The sequence below is a fragment of the Lentilitoribacter sp. JB5-8 genome (genome assembly GCF_055693385.1).
The window spans coordinates 3,281,326-3,307,188 of record NZ_CM146332.1 but is presented as its reverse complement, the minus strand read 5'-3'; the positions used below and the strand labels follow the sequence as shown (position 1 = coordinate 3,307,188).

The 25,863-nt window shown below is 45.0% G+C and carries 23 protein-coding genes and 1 pseudogene; 18 read left to right on the top strand and 6 right to left on the bottom strand.

The genetic code is table 11. The features are described 5' to 3' along the window. Positions 1-60: 60 nt before the first annotated feature. From ACZ1GZ_RS16120 to ACZ1GZ_RS16105, 4 genes are read left to right on the top strand one after another with little or no spacing between them, the layout of a single operon-like run. Positions 61-1,488, top strand: coding sequence for a circularly permuted type 2 ATP-grasp protein (locus ACZ1GZ_RS16120; protein ID WP_472665896.1), 1,428 nt, complete (start codon positions 61-63; stop codon positions 1,486-1,488). Between the two features lie 37 nt (positions 1,489-1,525). Next, complete coding sequence (locus ACZ1GZ_RS16115) at positions 1,526-2,467, top strand: alpha-E domain-containing protein (protein ID WP_472665895.1); 942 nt, start codon at positions 1,526-1,528, stop codon at positions 2,465-2,467. Between the two features lie 10 nt (positions 2,468-2,477). Continuing rightward, positions 2,478-3,278 carry a transglutaminase family protein gene (locus ACZ1GZ_RS16110; protein WP_472665894.1) on the top strand — a complete coding sequence of 267 codons (801 nt, stop codon included), beginning with the start codon at positions 2,478-2,480 and terminating at the stop codon, positions 3,276-3,278. A gap of 30 nt (positions 3,279-3,308) precedes the next feature. Next, positions 3,309-4,052 (top strand): proteasome-type protease, encoded by a 744-nt coding sequence (locus ACZ1GZ_RS16105; protein WP_472665893.1) that lies wholly within the window; start codon positions 3,309-3,311, stop codon positions 4,050-4,052. Here the strand turns inward: ACZ1GZ_RS16105 and ACZ1GZ_RS16100 are convergent. After that, the gene (locus tag ACZ1GZ_RS16100; protein ID WP_472665892.1) at positions 4,043-5,611 is read right to left on the bottom strand and encodes a trimethylamine methyltransferase family protein; all 1,569 of its coding nucleotides are present in this window, start codon (positions 5,609-5,611) and stop codon (positions 4,043-4,045) included. The two genes, ACZ1GZ_RS16105 and ACZ1GZ_RS16100, sit on opposite strands and share 10 nt — an antisense overlap. 221 nt (positions 5,612-5,832) lie before the next feature. On the opposite strand from ACZ1GZ_RS16100, the gene ACZ1GZ_RS16095 reads away from it, so the two are divergent. The 7 genes and pseudogenes from ACZ1GZ_RS16095 (at position 5,833) to phoB (ending at position 12,683) form a co-directional block, all read left to right on the top strand. Further along, positions 5,833-6,876 (top strand): ATP-binding protein, encoded by a 1,044-nt coding sequence (locus tag ACZ1GZ_RS16095; protein ID WP_472665891.1) that lies wholly within the window; start codon positions 5,833-5,835, stop codon positions 6,874-6,876. Between the two features lie 150 nt (positions 6,877-7,026). Beyond that, complete coding sequence (locus tag ACZ1GZ_RS16090; protein WP_472665890.1) at positions 7,027-8,076, top strand: substrate-binding domain-containing protein; 1,050 nt, start codon at positions 7,027-7,029, stop codon at positions 8,074-8,076. A gap of 155 nt (positions 8,077-8,231) precedes the next feature. Next, a pseudogene (gene pstC / locus ACZ1GZ_RS16085) lies at positions 8,232-9,131 on the top strand (phosphate ABC transporter permease subunit PstC); the annotation flags it as partial. Further along, on the top strand, positions 9,124-10,383 hold the full coding sequence (pstA, locus tag ACZ1GZ_RS16080; protein WP_472665889.1) for a phosphate ABC transporter permease PstA: 1,260 nt from the start codon (positions 9,124-9,126) through the stop codon (positions 10,381-10,383). The pseudogene pstC and the gene pstA, both read left to right, overlap by 8 nt. A 52-nt stretch (positions 10,384-10,435) precedes the next feature. Further along, positions 10,436-11,224, top strand: a complete 789-nt coding sequence (pstB, locus tag ACZ1GZ_RS16075) for a phosphate ABC transporter ATP-binding protein PstB (RefSeq protein ID WP_472668335.1) — start codon at positions 10,436-10,438, stop codon at positions 11,222-11,224. A gap of 11 nt (positions 11,225-11,235) precedes the next feature. After that, complete coding sequence (gene phoU, locus ACZ1GZ_RS16070) at positions 11,236-11,955, top strand: phosphate signaling complex protein PhoU (protein ID WP_472665888.1); 720 nt, start codon at positions 11,236-11,238, stop codon at positions 11,953-11,955. Between the two features lie 29 nt (positions 11,956-11,984). Continuing rightward, positions 11,985-12,683, top strand: a complete 699-nt coding sequence (gene phoB / locus ACZ1GZ_RS16065) for a phosphate regulon transcriptional regulator PhoB (RefSeq protein WP_472665887.1) — start codon at positions 11,985-11,987, stop codon at positions 12,681-12,683. Positions 12,684-12,701: 18 nt separating this feature from the next. On the opposite strand, the gene ACZ1GZ_RS16060 is transcribed toward phoB, so the two are convergent. Beyond that, complete coding sequence (locus tag ACZ1GZ_RS16060) at positions 12,702-13,631, bottom strand: NAD(P)-dependent oxidoreductase (RefSeq protein WP_472668334.1); 930 nt, start codon at positions 13,629-13,631, stop codon at positions 12,702-12,704. A 9-nt stretch (positions 13,632-13,640) separates the two neighbouring features. After that, positions 13,641-15,149, bottom strand: a complete 1,509-nt coding sequence (locus ACZ1GZ_RS16055; protein ID WP_472665886.1) for a UxaA family hydrolase — start codon at positions 15,147-15,149, stop codon at positions 13,641-13,643. Between the two features lie 249 nt (positions 15,150-15,398). On the opposite strand from ACZ1GZ_RS16055, the gene ACZ1GZ_RS16050 reads away from it, so the two are divergent. The 5 genes from ACZ1GZ_RS16050 (at position 15,399) to ACZ1GZ_RS16030 (ending at position 20,400) form a co-directional block, all read left to right on the top strand. Further along, the gene (locus ACZ1GZ_RS16050; protein ID WP_472665885.1) at positions 15,399-16,043 is read left to right on the top strand and encodes a GntR family transcriptional regulator; all 645 of its coding nucleotides are present in this window, start codon (positions 15,399-15,401) and stop codon (positions 16,041-16,043) included. Between the two features lie 63 nt (positions 16,044-16,106). After that, complete coding sequence (locus ACZ1GZ_RS16045; RefSeq protein WP_472665884.1) at positions 16,107-16,850, top strand: SDR family oxidoreductase; 744 nt, start codon at positions 16,107-16,109, stop codon at positions 16,848-16,850. An 18-nt stretch (positions 16,851-16,868) separates the two neighbouring features. After that, positions 16,869-18,671 carry an IlvD/Edd family dehydratase gene (locus tag ACZ1GZ_RS16040; protein WP_472665883.1) on the top strand — a complete coding sequence of 601 codons (1,803 nt, stop codon included), beginning with the start codon at positions 16,869-16,871 and terminating at the stop codon, positions 18,669-18,671. Between the two features lie 77 nt (positions 18,672-18,748). Next, a complete protein-coding gene (locus ACZ1GZ_RS16035; RefSeq protein WP_472665882.1) occupies positions 18,749-19,594 on the top strand; it encodes a fumarylacetoacetate hydrolase family protein in 846 nt (281 codons plus the stop codon). Between the two features lie 134 nt (positions 19,595-19,728). Next, positions 19,729-20,400 carry a cytochrome b/b6 domain-containing protein gene (locus tag ACZ1GZ_RS16030; protein WP_472665881.1) on the top strand — a complete coding sequence of 224 codons (672 nt, stop codon included), beginning with the start codon at positions 19,729-19,731 and terminating at the stop codon, positions 20,398-20,400. A gap of 11 nt (positions 20,401-20,411) precedes the next feature. Here the strand turns inward: ACZ1GZ_RS16030 and ACZ1GZ_RS16025 are convergent, their stop codons facing one another. Next, positions 20,412-20,891 carry a cytochrome c gene (locus tag ACZ1GZ_RS16025; protein WP_472665880.1) on the bottom strand — a complete coding sequence of 160 codons (480 nt, stop codon included), beginning with the start codon at positions 20,889-20,891 and terminating at the stop codon, positions 20,412-20,414. 208 nt (positions 20,892-21,099) lie between these two features. Here ACZ1GZ_RS16025 and rirA point away from each other — a divergent pair, with 208 nt between their 5' ends. Together rirA and ACZ1GZ_RS16015 are read left to right on the top strand one after the other, a co-directional pair. Then, positions 21,100-21,567, top strand: coding sequence for an iron-responsive transcriptional regulator RirA (rirA, locus tag ACZ1GZ_RS16020; protein WP_472665879.1), 468 nt, complete (start codon positions 21,100-21,102; stop codon positions 21,565-21,567). A gap of 118 nt (positions 21,568-21,685) precedes the next feature. Then, positions 21,686-23,956: a glycoside hydrolase family 9 protein gene (locus ACZ1GZ_RS16015; protein ID WP_472665878.1), complete on the top strand. Its 2,271-nt coding sequence runs from the start codon at positions 21,686-21,688 to the stop codon at positions 23,954-23,956. A 14-nt stretch (positions 23,957-23,970) separates the two neighbouring features. On the opposite strand, the gene ACZ1GZ_RS16010 is transcribed toward ACZ1GZ_RS16015, so the two are convergent. Together ACZ1GZ_RS16010 and ACZ1GZ_RS16005 are read right to left on the bottom strand one after the other, a co-directional pair. Further along, positions 23,971-24,927 (bottom strand): nucleoside hydrolase, encoded by a 957-nt coding sequence (locus ACZ1GZ_RS16010; RefSeq protein ID WP_472665877.1) that lies wholly within the window; start codon positions 24,925-24,927, stop codon positions 23,971-23,973. 187 nt (positions 24,928-25,114) lie between these two features. After that, positions 25,115-25,858: a HugZ family pyridoxamine 5'-phosphate oxidase gene (locus tag ACZ1GZ_RS16005; RefSeq protein ID WP_472665876.1), complete on the bottom strand. Its 744-nt coding sequence runs from the start codon at positions 25,856-25,858 to the stop codon at positions 25,115-25,117. Positions 25,859-25,863: the final 5 nt, after the last annotated feature.

The following is a 25,863-nucleotide window of genomic DNA, read 5'->3' as shown; positions in this document are numbered from 1 at the left end:
GAGCGGAGAAATATAGTTTTTGGGGGTTGTAATCAATTGTTAGAAATGTAGTCTTTTATTATGAGTAAAGATCAAGTTTTCTTTGATGAAATGTTTGCGAAGGGTGTTGACCCACGTAATCCTTATCAATCTATACACGATTGGGTTAATTCTGAAGACCCAAAAATCCTCACTAAAAAAGCTGAAGAAGCAGAGATATTTTTCCGCCGTACAGGTATCACTTTCAATGTCTATGGAGATGATGCTGCGACAGAACGCTTAATTCCTTTCGATATCGTTCCGCGTGTATTGGCGGCAAGAGAGTTTTCAAAACTCGCCGAAGGAATAGAGCAGCGCGTTCAAGCGTTAAATGCCTTCCTTCATGACATCTACCATCGCCAGGAAATTTTAAAAGCTGGTGTTGTTCCCAAAAGCCTTGTTGCAAATAACGAGGCGTTTGAACCCAAGATGATTGGCTTCACACCACCGGGGAATATTTATACGCATATTGTTGGCGTAGATATTGTGCGAACGGGCGAAGATGACTTCTTCGTGCTTGAGGACAATGCCCGAACACCTTCGGGTGTGTCTTATATGTTGGAAAATCGTGAAACGATGCTTCAGATGTTCCCGGAGTTGTTTTCATCAAACCGTGTGCGAGCGGTGAGTGACTATCCAGAACGTTTGCTAAAATCTCTTCGGGCATCCAAACCGTTAAAATGTGAAGACAAGCCGGTTGTCGCTGTTCTCACGCCAGGTATTTATAATTCTGCATATTTTGAACATTCCTTTATCGCTGAGCAGATGGGTGCAGAACTCGTTGAAGGACATGATCTTCAGATTATCGATGGTCGCGTTGCGATGCGGACTACCCAAGGCTACAAAGCCATTGATGTTTTATACCGTCGTATTGATGATGAATACCTTGATCCTTTGAATTTCAACCCAGATTCCATGCTTGGTGTGCCAGGCATCTTTGATGTTTATCGTTCAGGCGGCATTACAATTGCCAATGCGCCGGGTACGGGTATTGCCGATGATAAAGCTTTGTATAGTTATATGCCTGAGATCGTTGAGTTCTATACAGGTCGCAAAGCAATTTTGAAGAATGTTGAAACATATCGTTGCTCTGAGGCGGATTCGCTGAAATATGTGCTGGATAATCTTGAAGATTTGGTTGTCAAGGAAGTGCATGGTTCTGGCGGCTATGGCATGTTGGTTGGTCCAGCTGCGAGCAAGAAAGAGATTTCAGCATTCCGCAAGAAGCTTGAAGCAAATCCAGATAATTATATCGCGCAGCCAACACTTAGCTTGTCGACCGTGCCGATATTGACCAAGAAAGGCTTGGCGCCACGCCATGTCGACTTACGTCCATTTGTTTTAGTGTCGCCGAAAAAGATTGACATTGTGCCGGGTGGATTAACCCGTGTTGCTTTGAAAAAAGGTTCGCTCGTCGTGAATTCAAGTCAGGGTGGTGGCACCAAAGATACTTGGGTTTTGAGGGATTGATCAATGAAGGTGTTTGTACAAATTCAGGAGGTCAATCATGCTAGGTAAAACAGCTGGTGGTCTGTTTTGGATGTTCCGCTATTTAGAGCGCAGCGAAAATACCGCTCGTATTTTGGATGCTGGTTTTCGTATTGCGTTGACCCGAACTGCAACTTCAGAAGATGAATGGTCGTCCATTTTAACAACGTCAGGAATGCGAGAAACCTATCTGCTTCACTATGACAAGTTTGATGCAGATTCTGTGATAAACTTTTTGCTTCGTGACAAGAAAAATCCATCCAGTGTTGTCGTTGTTAGCGAGGCTGCGCGAAACAATGCCCGATTGGTACGCACAGCGCTTACGCGCGAGGTATGGGAAGCGGTCAACGAGAACTGGATAAACTTAAGTGAAGCTCTTTCGCGACCAGTTCGTCAAAAAGAACTGCCTGCTGTGTTGGGGCTTATTCGTCAACAATCAGCACTGGTGCGCGGTGCATTGCATGGCACTATGTTGCGCAATGATATATTTGACTTCTCCCGCCTTGGGACCTTTTTAGAACGCGCCGATAATACAGCACGGATTTTGGACGTTAAATATCATGTATTGTTGCCTTCGGTTTCTCTTGTGGGATCGTCGCTCGATAACGTTCAATGGGAAACAATTTTAAGATCTGTCTCCGCGCTGAATTCATTCAAGTCAATTTCTGGAGGTGAACTCACGCCGCGAGAAATTGCGGACTTTCTTATCCTAGATAAACGTGTGCCTCGCTCGTTGGGCTTTTGTGTCGGTAAAATTGCGACCAATTTGGATTATCTAGCAAAGGACTATGATCTTGAATTGCCGTCTCACACCCTTGTTAACTCACTTAAGGAAGGGCTTTCAGAGATAACCATTGATAGTATTTTTGAAGACGGGCTGCATGAATTTTTAAGCAGTTTTATTACTAATATTACTCAACTCGGCCAGCAGATCGAAGTTGACTATCGGTTTACGAGTTAGAGAGGTTGATATGATTTTAACAATTTCTCACACGACAACTTACCGATATGATGAAAGCGTTCCCTATGGGGTTCAACAACTTCGCTTAACGCCAAAACCGTATCATGGACAAAAGGTCATTCGATGGGAAACCACCGTGGAAGGTGGCCATAAAGAACTTGAATACGAGGATCATAATCTTAATCGCGTTCAATTGATTAAAGTGTTCCCTCATCAAAATGAACTCATAATCCATTGCGAAGGTGAGGTTGAAACCGTTGATCGTAACGGAATTGTCGGCGAACATATTTCCCATATTCCATTATGGCTTTATCAACGCTCCACAAAGTTGACCAAATGTGGCTCTGGAGTGAAAAAGATCATCAAAACTGTCGGGGATGAATATTCGGATGACTTGTCCAAGCTTCATGCCTTGTCTGCAAAAATTCGTGATGCGGTTAGCTATAACACCGGTAATACGATCGTAAACACCACGGCCGAACAAGCGATTGAGACGGGCGCCGGGGTTTGTCAGGATCATAGCCATATTTTTGTATCTGCAGCTCGTAAGATGGGATTTGCTGCTCGTTATGTCAGTGGTTATTTGATGATGGATGACCGCGTAGACCAAGATGCTACCCACGCATGGGCTGAAGCTTATGTAACGGGTCTCGGCTGGGTTGGATTTGACGTTTCTAATCAGATTTCTCCCGACCACAGATATGTTCGCGTTGCCAGCGGACTTGATTATCGCGATTGTGCGCCTATAACAGGCTTAAGAATGGGATCAGGTAACGAAGATCTGATTGTTTCTTTGCAAGTTCAGCAGTAAATTGCGTACGAATCATTTGTGGGAGGGTTCATGACTTACTGTGTTGCCATGCGTTTAAATCATGGCTTGGTCTTTATGTCCGACACACGCACTAACGCCGGCGTCGATAATATCTCAATTTTTAAAAAAATGTTCACTTGGGAAGTGCCTGGTGAACGGATATTGACCATCATGACAGCTGGCAATTTGGCGACCACGCAAGCGGTCGTAAGTCTTCTTGAAGAACGCGTAAAAGCGCCAGATGAACGCGAGCCATCCATTCTTGCTGCTGCCTCAATGTTTCAAGTGGCGCAATTGATTGGTGAAGTGCTGCGCGATGTCATTGCAAACCACGAGCAATCTGGTCAGGAAAGTTCATCTGCATTTAATGCGACGATCATTTTAGGTGGACAAATTAAGGGTGGTGGGCAGCGGCTGTTTTTGATCTACCCTGAAGGGAATTTCATTGAAGCATCCGAGGATACGCCATTCTTTCAGATCGGCGAGACCAAATATGGTAAACCGATTTTAGTACGTGCGCATGATCCTGACATGACATTTGAAGAAGCAATTCGTTTAATGTTGGTCTCATTTGATTCCACCATCAAGGCAAACCTATCCGTTGATTTGCCCTTGGATGTGCAGACTTATCAAAAAGACAGCTTACAGATAGGCCACACGGACAGGATTGAATTTTCTCATCCTTATTATCAATTGATTTCCAATCAATGGGGTGAATCATTAAAAAGCGCGCTAGACGCGCTTCCAGATTACGCCATCAACGATCAAACATAGATATTGAATTTTGATCTGATCTCACTGTCGATTTGACGATCAATGAGTGTTTTTGGTGCATTGGCCCAAATTTCATGTTTGCGCTTGGTCGCTTCGACCAATGGTTCTGGGCGTCCAACTTCTTCCCATTCTTTCGGGCTTAAGCGATCTGCTGTTTTTGGATAAACATATTCCGTCTGCATCAAATCGAGTGTTTGTTGGTGTCCAAGGAAATGCCCGGGTCCATCCAAACAAACCTGTCTCATGACTTCGATAGAAACTTTTTCATCAGTAACCTCAATGCCGCGCACGCAACGAAGCGCTTGCCCCAACATATCATTGCCTAAAATGAGCGATTCCTGGCAAAACCCTAAAAGCGAAGCATGCATGCCAACGGCTTCATAGACCATGTTTAAACCTGCCATGCCCGCAAGAGTGTTGGAAATACCTTGTTCCCAGCCTGATTGCATGTTTGGCATTTTTGCATCTGCAATCCCAGCGGCTGCTCCACCAGGCAGTCCATAATAATGATGCATTTGCGCGCAAGCTGCAGTTAGTAATGCTTGTTCGCCTGAGCCACCCGACATCGCGCCTGATCTTAAATCTGAAACAAAAGGCCATGTGCCGAAAATCGCTGGGTGACCAGGTTTGAGTGCGTTGACATAAACCAAGCCAGCTAGGCATTCCGCAACGGCTTGTACAATGGATGCTGCCAATGGGGCAGGGGCGGTAGCACCTGCTTGACCCGCAGATAATAGTAGCACAGGCATGCCTGCGAGGATAGCTGACTCCATCGCTTCGCAGCTTTCGGTGGCGAATTTCATCGGAGGAACAACAAAGCAGTTAGTATTAGATATGAAGGGTCGAGCGCGAAACTTATCTTCACCGCCGGCGATCATGTACATCAATTCAGCCATTTTTGGCATATGATGGGGTTCGCTGATGCTGGTGCCGATATGTTTGGTGGTCCCCGCGCAAGACGCGTAGATTGTGTTGAGATCCATCTCCAAATTATCAAGAACATCGCGTGCTACGATTGGGCGTTGGAAGAAATGGATATTATCCATGACCTGCACAATCTGCGCGGCTCTGTACAAATCTTCAAGATTAGAATCTCGGTAAGTTCCATCTTCAACTTCCGCCATTTGCACAGCAGCGCCAGCACAGCCATAATGGACCTTCTTGTCGGCTAGATGCAGATCAAATTGTTCGTCGCGTCCGTGCAATGTGATATCTTTGCAGGCGATTGCGAGCGTATCTTCGATGACGCTTTTTGGATAACGCAGACGACCATCATCGCCCAGAGCTGCACCTGCTTTGGTCATCAGATCAATGCCGGACTGCGGCGCATCAGCCAAGCCGATCTCTTCGAGTGCCTCGATAGCGGCATCGTGGATTTTTTTAATGTCAGCGTCGCTTAGCGGTTTATAGGTGCCACCGGAAAGTCCGGGTCTAACAGGGCGCATTTCATCAGGAAGTGCAGCTGCGCGCGCCGCAATGCGACTTGCTCGACCACCTGCACGACCCAATGTACGGGCGGCTTTACGAGGCGCTGTGGTTTCTGAATCAATCTCTGACATTTTCGCTGTTCCAGCTTGAGTTATTGTTGTCCCTTCGTCTAAATGTGTCTGAGCAGTTTACATCCGGCTATTCATTTTGCGAATAAAAATGTCGCTAAAACGGCGCAAAATACGTTTGATGACAAAGCCAGATGATTGGTTTATGAAAATGTCATGCACGTGTCATATCAAAATGTTCACCAATAAATTTCAAATTTTGATTCCAAAAGAACGGTAGATAAATGGATGTTAGTAAGCTCGATCAGGTTCTAAATGCGCTCAGCGCATGTGTTCTATTTATCGATCAAAATCGAAAAATTACCTTCGCAAATCATGCCGCTCGACAACGCTTTGGTAACGATATTGTTGATGAAAGCCTTGTACGTATTGTGCGTAATCCAGAATTTTTGGCCGCAATTGATCGCATTAATGCAGGCGAAGAAGACGCTGAAGTTGAGCTCACAATTGGCGCCACACCATCCGCTACCTTTGAGGTGAAATTACATGCATTGGGCGAAGGACTGGCAAAGGGCGCTAAAATTGCCATTACATTTGAAGATGTATCTCAAATTAGAGACGCACAGCTAATGCGCAGCGAGTTTGTTGCAAATGTTAGTCATGAATTGCGCTCACCACTCACAGCATTAGCAGGGTTTATTGAAACACTTCGTGGTCCAGCAAAGGACGATGGTGAGGCGCGGCAGCGGTTTTTAGCTCTCATGGAAAATGAAGCTGCGCGGATGAAGCGGTTAATCGATGATCTTTTGTCTTTATCCAAATTGCAGGGCAAAGAACGAATTCGACCATCAGGGCAAGTTGATATTATTCAAATATTGGATCACGTCATCGCCACCCTTTCTCCAGTTGCAGAAAAAGAACGCAAAACAATCAATGTATCAAATCAGAGTTCGGAAACGCTTATTGTGGGTGATCATGATGAATTGATCCAGGTTTTCCATAATATTGTTGAGAACGCGGTCAAGTATGGTGCCTTGGATAGTGTCGTTGATGTGAAAATTGAGTTATCTGATAATATTGGTGCTGTGAATGGACCAGCGGTTATCGTTTCTGTGAAAGATGAAGGGCAGGGCATACAAGCTGAGGATATTCCGCGTTTAACTGAGCGTTTTTATCGGGCAGACAAAAGTCGGTCCCGAATCAAAGGTGGTACCGGGTTAGGTCTTGCGATCGTAAAACACATTCTTAATCGCCACAGAGGCCGGTTAGAAATTGAAAGTGAGCTGGGCGAAGGTTCCACTTTCCAAATTATTCTTCCCATTGGCTGAATTTTATCTAGATAAATCGAGTTTTTATCCACTGTCATAAAACTGTAACATAACTGTCATAAAGGTGTTGCCAAGCGTCGATAGATAGATGCGCATCCGCTCGATATGAATAGAAAAAGCGGGCTCATATTTTTCTGACAGGAGATAAAAATGTCAAAGTTTAACAAAGTCGTTGCTGCGTTTGCTGCTAGTGCTTGTGCAATTGCAATCAGCACTTCTGCTGCATCTGCTCGTGATGAAATCCGCATCGTTGGTTCATCAACAGTATTCCCATTCTCAACGACTGTTGCTGAGCGCTTCGGTAAAGAAACAGATTTCCCAACACCAGTTATCGAATCAACAGGTACTGGCGGTGGTTTGAAGTTGTTCTGTGCCGGTATCGGTGAAGAGCACCCAGACATCACTAACGCTTCTGCACGTATCAAGCAGTCACAAGTTGATGATTGTGCGTCAAATGGCATTAAAGACATCGTTGAAGTTAAAATCGGTTACGATGGTATCGTAATTGCTAACTCACGTGACAGCGCTCCATTAGAGCTTACACTACAAGACGTTTTCCTAGCTCTTGCTAAAGACGTTCCAGCTGGTGAAGATGGCAAAACTCAGCCTAACCCATACACAATGTGGTCAGACATTCGTCCTGAGCTTCCAAAAACAAAAATTGAAGTTCTAGGACCTCCTCCAACATCTGGTACTCGTGCTGCATTTGTTGAAATCGCAATGGAAGGCGGTTGTAAGTCTTTCTCATGGATCAAAGACCTTAAAGGTTCAGACAGTTCTGCATACAAAACACTTTGTCATTCAATCCGTGAAGACGGTGCATTCATCGAAGCTGGTGAAAACGACAACTTGATCGTTCAAAAGCTTCAAGCTGCTCCAACACAGTTTGGTATCTTCGGCTTTAGCTTCCTTGATCAGAACTCAGACGTTCTACAGGGCGCACTTGTTGATGGTGTTGCACCAGAATTTGAAGACATTGCTTCAGGCGACTACCCAGTTTCACGTTCATTGTTCTTCTACGTTAAGAAAGACCACGTTGGCGTGATCCCAGGTATGGAAGAATTCTTAGCTGCATTCTCAAGCGACGATGCTTGGGGTGAAGAAGGTTACCTTACAGATAAAGGTCTTATCCCAATGGGTGACGAAGAGCGTGCTTCAGTTGCAAAAACTGTGGCTGACCTAGCTCCATTGTCAATGTAATCTTGTGATTACTAAGCGACGCGGGTTAAACGATACCCGCGTCGTTTCTTTTCTTTTTCTAAATAGCTAATGCGAGTGTGGGGTCGATGAGTGATATTTCATCTAAGTTTGCTGTCGGAGTGAATCCGTTTGCGAAAAAAAGTTCTGGCATTGCAGATAAATTGATCATGATCGTTTTGGTCGCCTGCGCATCGGTAGCTATCCTAGTGACAATCGGTATTGTTATGTCACTGATTTTTGAAACAATTCGTTTCTTTGAGCAAGTTCCCATTGCGGATTTCCTTTTTGGTACACATTGGAGCCCACAAACAGCGATTACGGCTGAAGTTGTTGGTTCAAGTGGCGCATTTGGTGCTGTTCCGCTGATTACCGGTACCTTGCTTATCAGTTTCATTGCCATGTTGATAGCTACACCTTTGGGGCTCGCCTCAGCTGTTTATCTTGCTGAATTTGCCTCACGCAGAACTCGTTCAATCGCTAAGCCGCTTCTAGAAATGCTGGCGGGTATTCCTTCCGTGGTTTACGGCTTCTTTGCCGCGCTTACGATTGCGCCATTTATTCGCAACACGGGTGCAACAGCCGGATTTGAAATTTCATCTGAAAGCGCGCTGGCAGCTGGTATCGCCATGGGCATCATGGTGGTTCCGCTTGTGTCATCACTCTCTGATGATGTGATCAATTCAGTCCCGCAGTCGTTGCGTGATGCGTCGCTGGGGATGGGTGCAACCCATGCTGAAACGGTTCGCAAGGTCGTGTTGCCAGCTGCTGTTCCGGGAATTGCCGGCAGTTTGCTGCTAGCCACTTCAAGTGCGATTGGCGAAACAATGATTGTAGTGATGGCTGCAGGTTTGGCAGCGAATTTAACGCTCAATCCGTTTGAAGCTGTGACAACCGTTACCGTTCAAATTGTAACTTTGCTAACTGGTGACCAGGAGTTTGACAGTGCTAAAACGCTATCTGCCTTTGCACTTGGTCTCTTCCTGTTTGTTATCACGCTTATCTTGAACGTGATCGCGCTTAAAATTGTAAATCATTTCCGAGAGCAATATGACTAATTCATTTTCAACAGAAGCGGCTGGCCTTCAAGGTCGTCACACATCTGAGCGTCTTTTTAAGCTTAGTGGTTTAGCTGCGATCATCTTTGCGATCGGTTTTCTTGCGGTCATGGTTGGTTCAATTGCCTGGACAGGATCTGGCGCATTGCGTGAAAGCGTTATCCAGCTAACCGTCGATCTAGGCCCCGATAATGTTGATCCCAGCGATGTTGATGGTGCTTCTTACCGAACAATTGTACGCGATGCTCTCAAAGCGAGTTTTCCTGATGTGAAAAGCCGCAAAGATCGCCGCAAGCTTTATGGCTTATTGAGCCCGGATGCTGCTCTGGAACTTAAACAATATGTAAGAGATAACCCAGAGGCTGTTGGTCAAGTTGTGGATGTTTGGTTGCTTGCATCAGATGACGCGGATATTTATCTAAAAGGCGGCGTTGATACCGGCCTTGAAGAAAGTCAGCGTAAATTTAGTGACGCAGAGGTTAGTTGGGTTGATGCGCTGACTGAAAGCGGACAAACCAAACGCCAATTCAACAAGCGCTTTTTCACCAATGGTGATAGTCGCGAACCTGAACTTGCTGGTATCTTAAGTTCTCTAGTCGGATCGGCACTAACCTTGGTCATCTGTTTTGTCATTTCATTCCCAATGGGTGTGGGTGCTGCGATTTATCTTGAAGAGTTTGCAAAGAAAAATCGTTGGAGTGAGTTTGTTGAAGTGAACATCAATAATCTTGCTGCGGTGCCATCTATTGTATTTGGTTTGTTGGGCTTGGCGATTTTCCTAAACTTCTTTGGCTTTCCAAGATCGTCTCCACTGGTTGGCGGCATGGTTTTAGCTCTTATGACATTGCCGACAATTATCATTGCGTCTCGCGCATCTTTAAGAGCGGTGCCTCCTTCCATTCGCGAAGCAGCGTTGGGGATAGGTGCAAGCCGCATTCAAACAACATTTCACCATGTGGCCCCACTTGCGCTTCCTGGCATGTTAACCGGCGCGATTGTTGGTATGGCGCGCGCTTTGGGTGAAACTGCGCCACTTTTGATGATTGGTATGGTCGCCTTTATTGCTGACGTTCCAAAAGGGTTCCTGGATTCTGCAACAGCGCTTCCGGTTCAGATTTTCCTTTGGGCAGACGCACCACAACGTGGTTTCTTGGAAAAAACATCAGCGGCAATTATAGTGCTCTTGCTTTTTCTTGTATTGATGAATTTATTGGCGGTGGTCCTTCGTCGCAAATTCGAACGTAGATTCTAAGCGGAAAGGGTCGGTCGATATGTTGAATAATTCTGTTGAGAGTGAACAAAAAATGAGCGAGTTTGAAAAAACACTGGATGAAAATGGTCCGATTATTCAGGCCAAAGGTGTTGAAGTTTATTATGGCGAAAAACAAGCTCTGTTTGGGATCGATATTGACTTTCAAAAACACCAGGTCACATCCCTAATCGGTCCATCGGGTTGCGGTAAATCAACCTTCTTGCGTTGTATTAACCGGATGAATGATCTTGTTGATATTGCCCGTGTTGAAGGTCAGGTGATTATTGAAAACCAAGACATCTATTCTAAAGATGTTGATGTTGTGGCGCTTCGTGCGCATGTCGGTATGGTTTTCCAAAAACCTAATCCGTTCCCGAAATCAATTTATGATAATGTGGCTTATGGCCCGCGTATCCATAAAACTGTGACATCGAAAGATGAAATGGATTACGTTGTTGAGCATAGCTTAAAACGTGCTGGCCTCTGGGAAGAAGTTAAAGATCGTCTTCATGAACAAGGCACTGGTTTATCTGGTGGGCAGCAGCAACGTTTGTGTATTGCGCGTGCCATTGCGATTGAACCAAAAGTTATCTTGATGGATGAGCCATGCTCTGCGCTTGATCCAATTGCTACGGCTGTCGTGGAAGAGCTAATTGATGAGTTACGCGAGCGCTTTACGATCATCATCGTAACACACTCAATGCAGCAGGCTGCACGTGTCTCTCAAAAGACCGCATTTTTCCATTTGGGCAATTTGGTTGAGCATGGTGACACGGATCAAATCTTCACCAATCCGCAAGATGATCGCACAGAAAATTACATTACTGGCCGTATTGGTTAGTGGAGAGCAAAATGAACAAAGATGCCCATATTGTAACGTCTTTTGATAATGATCTTAAGACTGTTGAAACGCTCGTTCTAGAAATGGCCGGGCTTGTTGAAGCGCAGGTCAATGATTGCGTAACATGCTTGCTCAAACAAGATTTGGAGCTTGTTGAAAGCATTCGTGCGTCCGATAAGCGCGTGGATCAGCTTGAAACAGAAATTGGTGATATGGCGATCCGTATTCTAGTTCAACGCCAACCAATGGCGCAGGATCTGCGTGCCGTCGTGGTTGCACTAAAAATGGTGAGCAATCTTGAACGCATTGGTGACTACGCTAAAAATGTTGCAAAGCGTGCGTCTGTTGTTACAGAACTTACCCCTTTGGGATCATCAAATGAAACGATCTCCCGTATGAGTGAAATCGTGCAGGACATGATCCGCGGTGTTGTGGATTCATATGTCGCGCGCGACAAAGAGATGGCCGATCATTGGCGTCACAAAGATGAAGATGTGGATCTTATTCACAATACGCTTTTCCGTGAATTACTGACTTATATGATGGAAAATCCGCGCAATATCACATCGTGTATGCACCTGTTGTTCATTGCGAAAAACTTTGAGCGTATGGGTGATCATACAACGAATATTGCAGAGCAAGTGCATTATATGGTTAGCGGTGCTTTGCCTGATGATGATCGCGCCAAGAGCGATCTAACATCATCCATCACCGTTGATTTGGACGAATAAAGCCTAATTAGACAAAAAGGGAATTCCTTATGTCAGACTTTTCAGCCGCAAGAGTTTTAGTCGTAGAAGATGAACCGCCGCAAATGGAATTGCTCGCTTATAACCTTGAAAAAGAAGGTTTTAGCGTTTCCAGAGCAATTGATGGTGAAGAAGGGCTTTTATGCGCTGAGGAAGTCATCCCCGACATCATTTTACTCGATTGGATGCTGCCTAACTTGTCTGGCATAGAAGTCTGTCGCCAGCTCAAGCGCAAGAAAGAAACATCGGAAATACCGGTGATTATGCTAACTGCGCGTGGTGAAGAAACCGATCGCGTGCGTGGTCTTGATACCGGCGCTGATGATTATATCGTTAAGCCATATTCGGTAACAGAATTGATGGCCCGAGTGCGTGCAACATTGCGCAGAGCACGCCCTAGCACAGCAAAACAATCGCTATCTTATGGCGAGTTGCATGTTGATCTTGAACGTCATCGCGTTACCTATGGCGAAGATACGATTAAGCTTGGGCCGACAGAATTTCGTTTGTTGGTGTTCTTACTTGAAAAGCCAGGCCGCGTTTGGAGCCGTGAACAATTGCTTGATCGCGTTTGGGGTATGAACAGCGATATCGATCTAAGAACTGTTGATGTGCATGTGGGGCGTTTGCGCAAAGCGCTTAAGCAAACTGGAAAAACAGATCCAGTTCGCACAATTCGTGGGTTTGGCTACTCGCTTGATGATGATTAAGCGAATAGCCTGAACGTTTTAAGAGTTAAATTTCTTCTCAAAGAAGTTGACCATTTCTGGTACCAGATTGTCGCCCATTCCTTCGTCAATTGCTGACGTGAGCGCCGTGCGAGCTGATTTCGACATAATGCTTTCAACGCCTAAATCATCTGCCATTTGCCCGTAATATCCGACATCTTTGGATGCGTTTTTGATGGCAAAAGCTAGATTTTCTGGGTTGCCGTCAATTGCAAAGGCTTTAACAAAATCCATCATCATGGAATGCACAGGGCCTGCTGACATAACGTCATAGACTTTTTGTCTATCAACACCTGCTTTATCAGCCATAACAAATGCTTCCGACATTGCAGATGCTGTTGTCATCGCAAAGAAATTATTGATCAGTTTAATAGTATGACCTGTTGCAAGTTCACCAAGGAAGAAGACATTTTCACCAAGATCTTCAAGCACAGACTTAATGCTGTTAAATGCAGCTTCATCACCTGACGTCATGATGTTGAGCTTGCCTTCAAGCGCATGTGACGGCGTGCGTCCAAGCGGACCATCTAAATATTGACCACCTTTTTCTGCTACTTTTTCACCAAGCATTTTTGTTGAGCTTGGTAATGATGTGCCAAAATCGATGACAACAGAACCTTCTTTGAGCCCTGCAAGTACGCCATCATCGCCGAACATACGCGATTCCACAGATTGCGACGTATCCATGCACAACATGATAATGTCAGATTTTTCAGCTAAATCTTTTGCTGAAGTCGCCTCAACCGCTCCGCGGGAGATTGCCTTGTCGATGCGCGGGCGCGATTTGTTGCCCATCACTATTAAGTCATAACCTTTGTCGAGCAGGCGGTCGACCATTGCCGCACCCATCAAACCCAGACCGATAAATCCAATTTTTTGCTGTGTCATTTTTAAATGTCCTAATTCAGTATTCGTATTGTTGAAAGAGATTTTGGGAGGCTACATCACCGCGCCTATTTGCCATGGTACAAATTCATGGTCGCCGAGCCCTTGAGCTTCGGATTTTGATTTTTCACCAGATGCCACGCGCAAAATGAGCTTGTACATTTCACGACCTTTTTCTTCCAGTGTCACGCCCTCAAGCATGTCGCCGGCATTGATATCCATATCTTCGCTCATGCGGCTATACATGATTGAATTGCTGGCAACTTTAATAGTTGGTGCAGGTTTTGAACCAAATGCAGATCCACGTCCCGTTGTGAAAACAATTATGTTGCATCCGCTGGCAATTTGCCCGGTCACTGAAGCCGGATCGTATCCAGGTGAATCCATAAATGCAAAGCCCTCGCTTCGGATTTCTTCCCCATATTTATAAACTGCATTGAGCGGCGATGTTCCACCCTTTGCTGATGCACCAAGCGACTTTTCTAAGATTGTTGTTAAGCCACCTTTTTTATTCCCCGGTGAAGGATTGTTATCCATCGAACCTTTGTTGCGCACAGTGTAATCTTCCCACCAGCGGATTAAACCAAGAAGTTTGTCGCCGGTTTTTTTGTCGCGCACGCGTTGGAGAAGTAAGTGTTCAGCGCCATAAATTTCGGGAGTTTCCGCAAGCAATGCCGTGCCTTTTTGTGCAGCAATTAAATCCGATGCATATCCTAACGCGGGGTTGGCGGTGATACCTGACCAAGCATCTGACCCCCCGCATTGTAACCCAACTTTTAATTCAGATGCAGGGCAGGGTTCACGGGTAAATTTGTTGGCTTCGGGCAGCATTTGTTTGATGCGTTCAATGCCTTTTTCCACGGTTATGCGCAAACCTGCAACGTCTTGAATGTTCATGGTATGAAAAAGCGGACCTTGTTTAAGATCATAGGCTTCGAGCAGCCAGTCAATTTGGTTCATTTCACATCCCAAGCCTAGCATTAAAACGCCAGCATGGTTTGGATGCCGAGCATAACCCCACATAACGCGTTGCAATGCATCCATGCCATCCCCGCTGTCGGCCATGCCGCAGCCAGTGCCATGCACAAAGGCCACAACACCATCGACATTGGGATAGTCTTTAAGCTCTTCAGGACCAAATGCATCTGCAATTCGTCGCGCTGCGGTTGCTGAACAGTTCACCGATGTGACAATCGCTATATAATTGCGGGTGCCCACTTTACCGTTTTCGCGGCGGTAGCCCAAAAACGTATCAATTTGATTGTCGTTTGCGGATTTGACTTCGCAAATATTGGTTGAATACTCATATTCTGAATCCACGTTCCGAAATTCTACATTGTGGGTATGTACGTGGTCGCCCGCTTTAATCTGTTGGCTGGCATATCCAATTTTTTGTGCATATTTTAAAATTGGTTCGCCAATGGCAATGTCGGAAACAGCAATTTTATGTCCGCGTGGGACGCTTTGATTTGATGTAATGCCCGAAATTTCTGCGCCCAATTCTATAGCGCGTGTCACAGTCACAACATTGTCTGCGCCATTTAGTTTAACAAAATCAGTCACTTTTACTCCTCGGATGAAGCATTTTTGGGACACTTCAAATATATGTGCACTGTATCTTTGTATACATTGGTATCAAGAATGAACGATGCTCACAAGGGTTAAACAAAAATATCCGTATTTTTGTGAAAATTTAAAATTCACGAAAATACTAGTTTTTATCAAAAAAATGTGCCATCCATGTTTTATGCGACATGTAGCGTTGGATAAAAATCGCGCCACAAACCTTAAAGGGATGGTATGGAAGCCAGATTGTTAGATAAAAGCAGCGATGGAAGTGTCGATATCTATTGGGATTTTCGCCGAAGGCTTATTTCTGCACAGTTTGACCCCGGTCAAAAGCTCAAGCCGGAAGAATTGCGCTTACAATATGATTGCTCTGCCAGCCAGTTGCGGGAAATTTTATTCAGATTATCATGCGATGGTTTGGTGGAGTTTCAGGAGCATAAAGGCTTTAAAGTACCGCTTGCTTCACTTGAATTATGTAATGAGGCTGTTGAGCACCGAATATTAATTGAATGCGAGGGTGCGCGCTTATCTATTGAAAATGGTGGACTTGAATGGGAAGCCCAACTTGCAGCGACTCACCATAAATTGGCGCATGTGGAAAACAAATTTAAGGCAGACCAGAATAGCGAAGAGTTATTTGATATCTGGTGCGATTGCGAGTGGGAATTTCATGAGACTTTGATCTCTCGCTGTGGATCGTCGTTGTTGATAAAAAAACACCGGGATATTTACGATCTCCACCGCATGCATATGTTAGCCGTTTCAGAAGGCTCTGGGTTTCGTCAGGATAATATCAAAGAACATTTGAACATATTAAATGCTGCGTTGGAGCGTGATGTTTTGGCCTGTCAAACTGCACTCACAAATCATCTGCATAAATCCGGTTAGTCATTCACGCCGGGCGATGCGAAAAATAATTGAAGATATTAATAGGTTTCTGGAGGATGCGAAATGACAAATAGATTAGCTGGGAAAACCGCATTGTTAACTGCTGCAGGGCAGGGCATTGGTAAATCAACTGCCATTGCAATGGCAACTGAAGGTGCTGCGGTCATCGCAACTGACCTGAATGAAGAATTGCTGGCACAATTGGATGATTTGGGTCTTGAAAACGTAACAACGCATAAACTGGATGTACGTTCCGATGAAGATGTAGCTGCTGCTGCGCAAAAATTCTCGCCCGACATTTTGTTTAATTGCGCTGGATTTGTACATGCAGGAACAATATCTGATTGTACGGATGATGAGTGGGATTTTGCTTTTGATCTCAACGTGAAATCGATGTTCAGAACTATCAAGGCGTTCATCCCGGCCATGCTTGAAAAGGGAAATGGGTCGATCATCAATATGTCATCGGCGGCCTCATCAATCATTGGTGCGCCAAACCGATTTGTATATGGCACAACAAAAGCGGCGGTGATCGGGTTGACCAAATCTGTTGCCGTTGATCACATAAAAACGGGTGTGCGATGCAATGCGATTTGCCCGGGCACTATTCAAAGTCCATCGCTTGAAGATCGTTTGCATGCAATGGGTGATTATGAAGAAGCGCGCAAAGCCTTCATCGCGCGCCAACCCATGGGCCGTATTGGTTCACCTGAGGAAGTTGGTGCACTTGCTGTTTATCTTGCATCTGATGAAAGCGCGTTCACAACCGGACAGACCATGCTGATTGACGGCGGCTGGGCCGGCTAAATATTCCTGGAGAAAATAATGTCAAAAAAGATAGTCAAACCTGAGGATTTAAGATCCAAACAATGGTTTAATAACCCAGATAATGCAGAGATGACAGCGCTTTATTTGGAGCGTTATTTAAACTATGGGCTCACGCGTGAAGAGCTGCAATCAGGCAAGCCAATTATTGGTATCGCACAAACGGGATCTGACCTTTCGCCGTGTAACCGACATCACATAGAGCTGGCAAAGCGCGTGCGTGATGGTGTGATTGCAATGGGTGGTACGGTTATTGAGATTCCCGTGCATCCTATCCAAGAAACCGGCAAACGCCCGACTGCGATGCTGGATCGTAACCTTGCATATCTATCACTTGTGGAAACGCTTTATGGCTATCCAATTGATGGTGTGGTTCTGACAATTGGCTGCGATAAAACGACACCAGCTTTGCTCATGGCAGCTGCGACAGTCAATATTCCTGCGATTGCTTTGTCTGTGGGGCCAATGCTCAATGGTTGGTATCAAGGCAAGCGGACAGGTTCCGGCACCATCATGTGGAAAGCACGTGAATTGCATGCCAAGGGAGAGATTGATGATGCAGGGATGATGGATCTTGTTGCATCTTCTGCGCCTTCTGTTGGTTATTGTAATACGATGGGTACAGCAACAACGATGAATTCACTGGCCGAGGCATTGGGTATGCAATTGCCTGGATCAGCTGCAATTCCGGCACCTTATCGTGAGCGGGGACAAATTTCTTATGAAACGGGTCGCCGGATTGTTGATATGGTGTGGGAGGACCTCACTCCAACAAAGATTATGACACGTGAAGCATTTGAAAATGCGATCGTTGTCAATTCTGCCATTGGTGGATCAACCAATGCACCGATCCACTTAAATGCGATTGCGCGTCACCTTGGCGTATCGCTTGATAATCAGGACTGGCAGAATATCGGCCATAAAATTCCCATGATGGTAAACTTGCAGCCAGTCGGTGAATATTTAGGTGAAGATTATCACCGCGCTGGCGGTGTACCTGCGGTGATAGGTGAGTTAATTGCCAATGATTTGTTGCCTCATCCAGATGCGGTCACAGCGAATGGTCAAACTATGGCTGAAAACTGTGCGGATGTTAAAATTGAAAATGACGATGTGATCAAACCGATTTCAAGTCCAATGAAGCCTGATGCTGGTTTTGTAAATTTGAAAGGCAATCTATTTGATTCCGCTATTATGAAAACCAGTGCGATTTCGCCTGATTTTCGTGCGCGTTATCTGTCTAATCCTGATAGCCCAAATGCATTTGAGGGCAGGGCAATTGTTTTTGATGGACCGGAGGATTTCCACCATCGCATTGACAATCCGGAACTTAATATCGATGAGCATTGTATTCTCATTATGCGTGGTGCTGGGCCCGTCGGTTATCCGGGCGGTGCAGAAGTGGTCAATATGCGTCCACCGAGCTATCTGCTTAAAGAAGGTATTGAAGCTCTTCCATGCGTGGGTGACGGCCGCCAATCGGGAACGTCAGGTTCGCCTTCAATTTTGAATGCTTCGCCTGAAGCTGCGACGGGTGGCGGATTAGCACTCGTTAAAACAGGAGACACTGTGCGCATTGATCTCAATGCATGTTCAGCTGATATCGTGATTTCTGATGAGGAATTGGCGGCACGTAGGGCTGAATATGAGGCAAGTGGGGGGTATGATCATCCTGGGCATCAATCACCTTGGCAGGAGTATTTCCGTGGACTGGTTGAGCCGTTTTCTGAAGGTATGGTGCTTCGCGGGGCTACGAAATATCAGGCAATCGCGAAAAAAGGCATACCCAGAGATAATCATTAATTCAAATTATCAGTTACTAGGCTTTTGAGCTTAAATTTTTCGGCCAAATATATTGGCCAAACTTGTGAGGAAAAAATATGAAACTTGTTCGTTATGGTGCCGAAGGGCAAGAAAAACCAGGCATGATTGACGCTGAAGGTAATCTGCGTGATTTATCAGCTGTTGTGAGTGATATTGATGGTGCAGCATTATCGAAAGATGTGCTGTCTAAACTATCAGCACTTGATGCAAGCGGTCTGCCATTGGTTGAGGGAGAGCAACGTTATGGCGCTTGTGTTGGTTCAATCGGTAAATTTATGTGTATTGGTTTGAACTATTCAGACCATGCAGCTGAATCGAACCTTCCGATCCCTGATCATCCAATTTTGTTCATGAAAGCAACCTCTGCTGTTGTGGGCGCGAATGATACTGTTTTCTTGCCACGTGGCTCTGAAACATCCGACTGGGAAGTCGAGCTTGGCGTGGTGATTGGTGAAAAATGTAAATATGTCTCGGAAGAAGAGGCTCTGGATTATGTCGCTGGATATTGCGTTGCTAACGATGTGTCCGAACGTACGTTCCAGACAAAACTAACCGGCCAGTGGACGAAGGGTAAATCCTGCGACACCTTTGGTCCAATTGGTCCATGGTTGGTTACAGCCGATGAAGTGGGCGATCCGCAACAATTGGATATGTGGCTTGATGTGAATGGCCAGCGTATGCAAACGGGTTCAACTTCGACAATGATTTTCACCGTTGCAAAGATTATCTCGCACCTTTCGCAAATGATGACATTGCATCCTGGTGACGTGATTTCAACAGGTACGCCTCCTGGTGTAGGCATGGGTATGAAACCGCCAGTTTATCTTAAAAAGGGCGATGTGATGTCACTATCAATCTCAAAATTGGGAACACAAACTCAAAACGTTGATCAAGACGCATAAGCTTTTTCTCAATGTGAAATGAGGGCTGCCGGCTTGAAAAAGTTGGCGGCCTTTTTTGTATCTTTGCAATGCGTTGAACAAAAATACCAGCGTGTTATGATAGGCTAATTGTCATGGATAGATAGGTGGGAATGATGGCGAACAGCACAGCGAAAGTCAAAGTTTGGGACGTTTATATTCGAATCTTCCATTGGTTGCTTTTGATCTGCATTTTGGTCTCGTTCATTTCTTTCCGATTAGATGAAATGGATATCCACTTTATTTCTGGTCATTGCGTTTTGGCTTTGCTTATCTTTCGCGTCATATGGGGTGTGATTGGTTCTAGAACCGCGCTGTTTCATACCTTCATCAAAGGGCCTGGTGCTGTTTTAAGCTATGTTAAAAATCCTAGTTCGGAGAAATTTAAAGGCATGATTGGTCATAGTCCGATCGCGGCTTTATCTGTAATCGCAATGCTTGGCATTATTTCGTTGCAAGTCGCAACGGGTTTAATTTCTGACGATGAGATTTTGCTGCAAGGTCCGCTTGCCAAATATGTGTCTGGCGATATGAGTTATCAGGCAACAACTTATCATGGGATCAATGCGAAATTAATCATTGGATTGATTGTCTTGCATCTGGCAGCGATTGCTTTTTACAGATTTATCAAAAAAGACGACATTGTGAAGCCAATGGTCACTGGCCAGAAAAAAGTTTCTGAAGATTATGCGGAAAAGGTACCATCACTTGGTGAGAAAAAGCCTATTGTGGCAGCCATGGCAATATTGGTTTCAATCGCCATAGCTTATTTTGTATTTAACGCTTAGCGTCGATCAACTTACCTTGCGCGGTAGCCTGCGCTACGGTGGCAAAATCCACATTCTTTTAGCGCAACGCCGAGCTGATCTTCAGAGGTCAACGTACCGGCGGCAGCGGCCATTTGGATCTCTTTTGCGCCGTTTTCCATATCTAGCAACGCCTGTTCAAAACGCGCCCAGTCTGTCCAAACCTTTTCCGTCGCAGTTGTTTTGACCGTCGATTTGCCGTGGGTATTGGTTTTAAAAGCTTCAATTGTCACCGAAGTTGCACTTGCCGCTAAAAATGCGTCAGCCGCAGCTAGAATATCTTCTGTTGAGGCACCGGATTTAACTGCTTTTGATAAAGCACCAACTGTGTTTTTAACGTTGTCCATGACGACCTGACGTTCTTTTACAATTGCATCGGGATCATCCATGGCAATCGCTTGCTGGCCGACCATCATCATAACCGAGATGCCAGCGATTGCAGACACTGTTTTGATCTTTCTTAAAAATTTCATTTACTACCCTTCCGTTGGTTTTTTTGCCTTTCTGCAAATCCCCGAAAAATGCAAAAAGCTAACTTCCCCAAACAAACTCTACACAACCAAATGACATAATCAACGTTTTGAACCAAAGATTTAAGTAAATTAAACTTGATAAAAGGGGTGTACTTTAATTAGAAGTGTTCTAAAGTAGTAAGTGAGAGATTAAATAAAGGGACAAGAAATGCGACTAACGCGTCAAACAAATTATGCCGTCAGAATGCTGATGTATTGTGCTGCAGATGCGGAGAATCTTAGCCGGATTCCAGATATCGCAAAATCTTATTCTGTGTCCGAATTGTTCTTGTTTAAAATTCTTCAGCCTTTGGCAAAAGCCGGGATCATGGAAACCGTTCGTGGCCGAAATGGTGGTGTGCGCCTTGCTCGTCCTGCGAACGAAATTACATTGCTTGATGTTGTTCGAACCACAGAAGATAATTTCGCTATGGCTGAGTGTTTTGAAAATGATGCATCAGAATGCCCGTTGGTTGACAGTTGCGGTCTAAATTCAGCTTTGCGTCGTGCGTTGAATGCATTTTTTGAAGTTTTGTCCGAATACACAATTGAGGATTTGGTCAAAGCTCGCCCTGATATCAATATCTTACTGGGGCTTGATGAGTTGAAAACAGCTTCCGCTGCCACGAACTCATAAATCTCAGATCGTTAGTAACCTTTTCATATAATTATAGCATTGTGTCGCGCAAATATTGTTTGCATGATGCAATGAAACCTGGCCAACGGGTTAGCCCCATTATGAAAAGGGATATGAGATGAAGACCGGTCTTAGTTATAAAAGATTAATTGCAAAAACGATTGTCATTGGTCTGGGGTTCAATTTATCTCCTTCGCTTGGTCTGGCCAAGGAGCTTATCGCTGATCCCAATTTTTTAACGCAAGGTTCGAGCCAAGCCTGGTGGAGCACACCCAATGTTATGGTGTCTTACCAAGACGGTCAGCTGTGCACCAAAGTTAGCGAAAAAACGTCTGAACCTTGGGATGCAATTATTGGTTTGAACGATATTAATCTGCAAAAGGGTATTGAATATCAATTTTCTATAAAAGCATCCGGGAATGGTTCGCAAACTATTCGCGCAATTGTGCAGCAGGGTCAGGAGCCTTGGACGCCGTTGAACGAATTGGTAGAGGAAATTGACGTAAATAGCGCGAGCTTCTCATCTTCATTTTCGGTTGATCAAAATATTGAGGGTGCGCAAGTTGTTTTCCAATTTGGTGGCGCACCGGCGGGTGATGTGTTTTGTCTGTCTGAAGTGTCACTGACCGATGGAGAAGTTGAAAGAGGTTCGACAAGTACCAGTGATATCGCACTTTATGTTAATCAGCTTGGATATTTGCCCAACGGGCCAAAAGTTGCAACTTTGGTGCATCCTTCGTTAGAGCCAGTTAGGTGGTCATTGAAGACAAGTTCTGGTGAATTGTTAGCCAATGGCAACTCGCAACCATTCGGCTTTGATCCATCTTCCGGATTTGATGCGCATCAGATTAATTTCAGCAAGTTTCCAAACTCTGTTTCGGATGTCTATTTGGAGGCAGATGGCGCCCGCAGCGATGTGTTTTCAATCACGCCAGATCTTTATGATGATTTGCCTATTGATGCTCTGTCTTATTTCTATTTAGTTCGAAGTGGTGTTGAAATTTCACCAGATATTGCCGGACGTGAATTTGGCCGCCCTGCTGGTCATACTTCTGATCGTGCGACGCCATGTTTGAATAAATCAACGGCGCGCAAGATTTATGATCAATCCTGGACATGTAGCGGAAAACTCGATGTATCTGGCGGTTGGTATGATGCCGGTGATTTTGGCAAATATGTTGTTAATGGCGGTATCGCCGTTGCTCAGGTTTTGTCTAGTTATGAACGAGCCTTGTATTATTCCGGCTCACAGTCAAAACTGATAAATGCGAATTTGCGCAATGATAATGCCTCCAACAATCTGCCCGATGTTCTGGCAGAAGCAAAATGGCAGCTTGATTTTTTAATGCGTATGCAGGTGCCCCAAGGGCAGGAATATGCAGATATGGCGTATCATAAAATTCATGGGGTGGAGTGGAATGGATTACCGTTGTGGCCGCATCGCGATCCCGTTCGCCGTTCCATCCACCGACCGTCGACGGCCGCAACGCTCAACTTAGCAGCGGTGACGGCTCAAGCTGCGCGTTTATTTAATCCTTATGATGCAGCTTATGCTAATCAGCTTATAACTGTGTCAAAACGTGCGCATGCTGCGGCGATTAAAACACCTGATTTGTTCGCGCCATTATCAGGTGGACAATATGGCGGTGGCGATTATGACGACAATGATGTGAGCGATGAGTTTTATTGGGCAGATATAGAACTTTTCATCTCAACAGGAGATGCAGCTTATCTTAATCGTATTAAAGCTTCAAAATATTGGTCAACTGGTGTGTTTAAACCGAGCGGCATCGATTGGCAGTTTCTTGCAGGTCTTGCGCGACTACAGCTCGCGCTTATTCCAAATGTGCTTCCTGATGAAGATCGCTTATTTGTACAAAGATCGGTTTTGGCTGCTGCGGATAATTTCATTGCCATGCAGGACAATGAAGCCTTTGATATCATGTTTAAAGCTGATGAAGGTTTGGGATGGGGATCTAATTCGTCTGTCTTGCAAAATATGGTTGTGGTTGCAGCAGCTTATGATTTGGTCAAAGATAAAAACTACTTAAATGCCGTTCGAAAAGGGATGGATTATATTCTAGGGCGTAACATTATGGGTATTTCCTATGTGACTGGCCATGGCACAAGATCATCGCAAAATCAGCATGCGCGTATATTTGCAAAGAATATTGACCCATCATTCCCGCCAATGCCAAATGGTGCACTTGCTGGCGGTCCAAATTCAATTCCAGCTGATGAAATTGCGATTAAAGAATTAAAAGGATGCGCGCCGCAAGCCTGTTATATTGATCATCATAAGTCATTTTCGACCAATGAGATTGCAATTAACTGGAATGCGGCATTATCTTGGGTCGCAGCGTTTCTGGCGGATACTGCAAACGATTAAGGTTTAGCCTTTGGCTATGAGCCATGGGCAGCGCCAAGGATGCCGAAATAGTTTGATCTGAACATGCGTACATCTGTATCGACTAAAACGGTGTGATTTGGTCGACCATCAAACGCGTCTGAAAGCGTTGTTTTTCCTTGTGCTTGAAACAGGGTTTGGCCAATTGCTGGACCGTCCAAAGCGACAGCTAGTGCGCCTTTTCTTGCGTGGAATGCACCTGGAACTGTAACCCACATTAGGGCCATGACATCGTGGGGAACCAAACCGTGAAGGCCTGCAACGCGTCTGTAAAATTTGATATAGAATTCTGACATTGCTTGTAATGGAACACCCATTTTAGGATTTTCATCAGCTAACATTTGCAAGTCTTCGTGGGTGAATATCACAGGCATTGTGCAATCCATTGGCGCCAAAGTGAGTGGCCAATCAGCAGCGAAAACAATATCAGCTGCGTGGGGGTCATTCCAGATATTGGCTTCGGCTACCGGGGTAATATTGCCCACATGGAACACTGCACCACCCATGACAACAACTTCTTTCACTTTGGAGGTAATTGTCGGGTCAAGCTCCAATGCTTTTGCGATATTTGTCAAAGGACCTACGGCGCAAATCGTAATTTCACCTGGTGCATCATTCACAGCATTTACGATATATTGTGCGGCAGACTGCTCGACAATTTTCGTGTCGGTTTCGGGCATCTCATACCCACCAAGACCATTCTTGCCATGGACATAATCACTTGGATGGTTTTGTTCAATCGATAATGGTCCTGATTCACCTTTGGCAACGTCTGCCTTCCCACCAAATGCTGTCAAAACCTTCAAAGCATTCTCAGTACCTTGTTCAATGGTCACATTGCCATAGATTGTAGTGAGGGCTAGTAATTCAATTTCTGGGTGTGCAATTGCATAAGCTATTGCGAACGAATCATCTATGCCGGGATCTGTGTCTAGAATGATTTTATGTGGCATGTTTTTCCCTAACTATTCGGCGAAATTGTATTTTCATTTTGTTTTCAATGGCTTGTCGCATAAGATATACGCAAGTTTCATATGTCAGTTTGTTCGTGACCGGCGGCACTTCGGGCCCTATCCCGTGTGTGGCACAAAGGGCGCGCATTTGTCTAGCGCGCCCTTTTTTATTCTCAGTGGGTTTTGTTTATTCGGCGAGTTTTAGGATAAAGGCTTCAAACTCTTCGTTATGCGCTGGCTTTTGCGTGAAATTGATGCGAATGAGTTTATCTGATTTTGCAAGCCCAACACCTTCGCAGTCAATATCAACTAACCGCCAATTCTTCTGGTCATCTCCCAAATGAGCCGCTGCTATCTGATCAATTTTGCCAGCATATTCATCGTTGATTTTTTGAACAAGCTCGCTCTCGTTGATTGTCGTATCGTTTTCAAAATCACTACTGATCAAGAAGTCATTGGGGTTGAGCGCAAATGCTTTACCAAATCCGCCATTTAGATCAGCGCTTACAGGTTCAAGACGATAGAACCTGAAGTCTGCAAAATCGACATAAAGCTCTGCTTTGGGGTGGCGGGATATAAATCGTGCACGCAAATCTTTAAAGCGTGGGTTGGTTCGTTCAACCCAATTTGCATTGCAAGCAATTGTGATACGCGGATGGGCGACCGGATCGCCTTTGCCCGGTTCTCCCAGCAAAATCGATACTTTATTGTCTGCAATTATCGCTTTGGTATGGATTGATAATTCAGAAACAAGAATTAACGGTGCACCATCTTTGTCTAATCCAACAAGGGTGCGGCTGACCGATGGAAAGCCAAGATTTCCTGAATTAACCGCCAACGCGCCAAATCGTGCTGTGCGGATTAGCTGTTTTGCAAGCTCTCGCGCTTCGTCATTGGTTTCTCGAATGACATTTGTTTTCTTTTCACTCATGTTCG

Excerpts from the sequence above, each read along its gene's own strand:
- ACZ1GZ_RS16120 (WP_472665896.1), top strand. The coding sequence starts at position 61 with ATGAGTAAAGATCAAGTTTTCTTTGATGAAATGTTTGCGAAGGGTGTT.
- ACZ1GZ_RS16115 (WP_472665895.1), top strand. The coding sequence starts at position 1,526 with ATGCTAGGTAAAACAGCTGGTGGTCTGTTTTGGATGTTCCGCTATTTA.
- ACZ1GZ_RS16110 (WP_472665894.1), top strand. The coding sequence starts at position 2,478 with ATGATTTTAACAATTTCTCACACGACAACTTACCGATATGATGAAAGC.
- ACZ1GZ_RS16105 (WP_472665893.1), top strand. The coding sequence starts at position 3,309 with ATGACTTACTGTGTTGCCATGCGTTTAAATCATGGCTTGGTCTTTATG.
- ACZ1GZ_RS16100 (WP_472665892.1), bottom strand. The coding sequence starts at position 5,611 with ATGTCAGAGATTGATTCAGAAACCACAGCGCCTCGTAAAGCCGCCCGT.
- ACZ1GZ_RS16095 (WP_472665891.1), top strand. The coding sequence starts at position 5,833 with ATGGATGTTAGTAAGCTCGATCAGGTTCTAAATGCGCTCAGCGCATGT.
- ACZ1GZ_RS16090 (WP_472665890.1), top strand. The coding sequence starts at position 7,027 with ATGTCAAAGTTTAACAAAGTCGTTGCTGCGTTTGCTGCTAGTGCTTGT.
- pstA (WP_472665889.1), top strand. The coding sequence starts at position 9,124 with ATGACTAATTCATTTTCAACAGAAGCGGCTGGCCTTCAAGGTCGTCAC.
- pstB (WP_472668335.1), top strand. The coding sequence starts at position 10,436 with ATGAGCGAGTTTGAAAAAACACTGGATGAAAATGGTCCGATTATTCAG.
- phoU (WP_472665888.1), top strand. The coding sequence starts at position 11,236 with ATGAACAAAGATGCCCATATTGTAACGTCTTTTGATAATGATCTTAAG.
- phoB (WP_472665887.1), top strand. The coding sequence starts at position 11,985 with ATGTCAGACTTTTCAGCCGCAAGAGTTTTAGTCGTAGAAGATGAACCG.
- ACZ1GZ_RS16045 (WP_472665884.1), top strand. The coding sequence starts at position 16,107 with ATGACAAATAGATTAGCTGGGAAAACCGCATTGTTAACTGCTGCAGGG.
- ACZ1GZ_RS16040 (WP_472665883.1), top strand. The coding sequence starts at position 16,869 with ATGTCAAAAAAGATAGTCAAACCTGAGGATTTAAGATCCAAACAATGG.
- ACZ1GZ_RS16035 (WP_472665882.1), top strand. The coding sequence starts at position 18,749 with ATGAAACTTGTTCGTTATGGTGCCGAAGGGCAAGAAAAACCAGGCATG.
- ACZ1GZ_RS16030 (WP_472665881.1), top strand. The coding sequence starts at position 19,729 with ATGGCGAACAGCACAGCGAAAGTCAAAGTTTGGGACGTTTATATTCGA.
- ACZ1GZ_RS16025 (WP_472665880.1), bottom strand. The coding sequence starts at position 20,891 with ATGAAATTTTTAAGAAAGATCAAAACAGTGTCTGCAATCGCTGGCATC.
- rirA (WP_472665879.1), top strand. The coding sequence starts at position 21,100 with ATGCGACTAACGCGTCAAACAAATTATGCCGTCAGAATGCTGATGTAT.
- ACZ1GZ_RS16015 (WP_472665878.1), top strand. The coding sequence starts at position 21,686 with ATGAAGACCGGTCTTAGTTATAAAAGATTAATTGCAAAAACGATTGTC.
- ACZ1GZ_RS16010 (WP_472665877.1), bottom strand. The coding sequence starts at position 24,927 with ATGCCACATAAAATCATTCTAGACACAGATCCCGGCATAGATGATTCG.
- ACZ1GZ_RS16005 (WP_472665876.1), bottom strand. The coding sequence starts at position 25,858 with ATGAGTGAAAAGAAAACAAATGTCATTCGAGAAACCAATGACGAAGCG.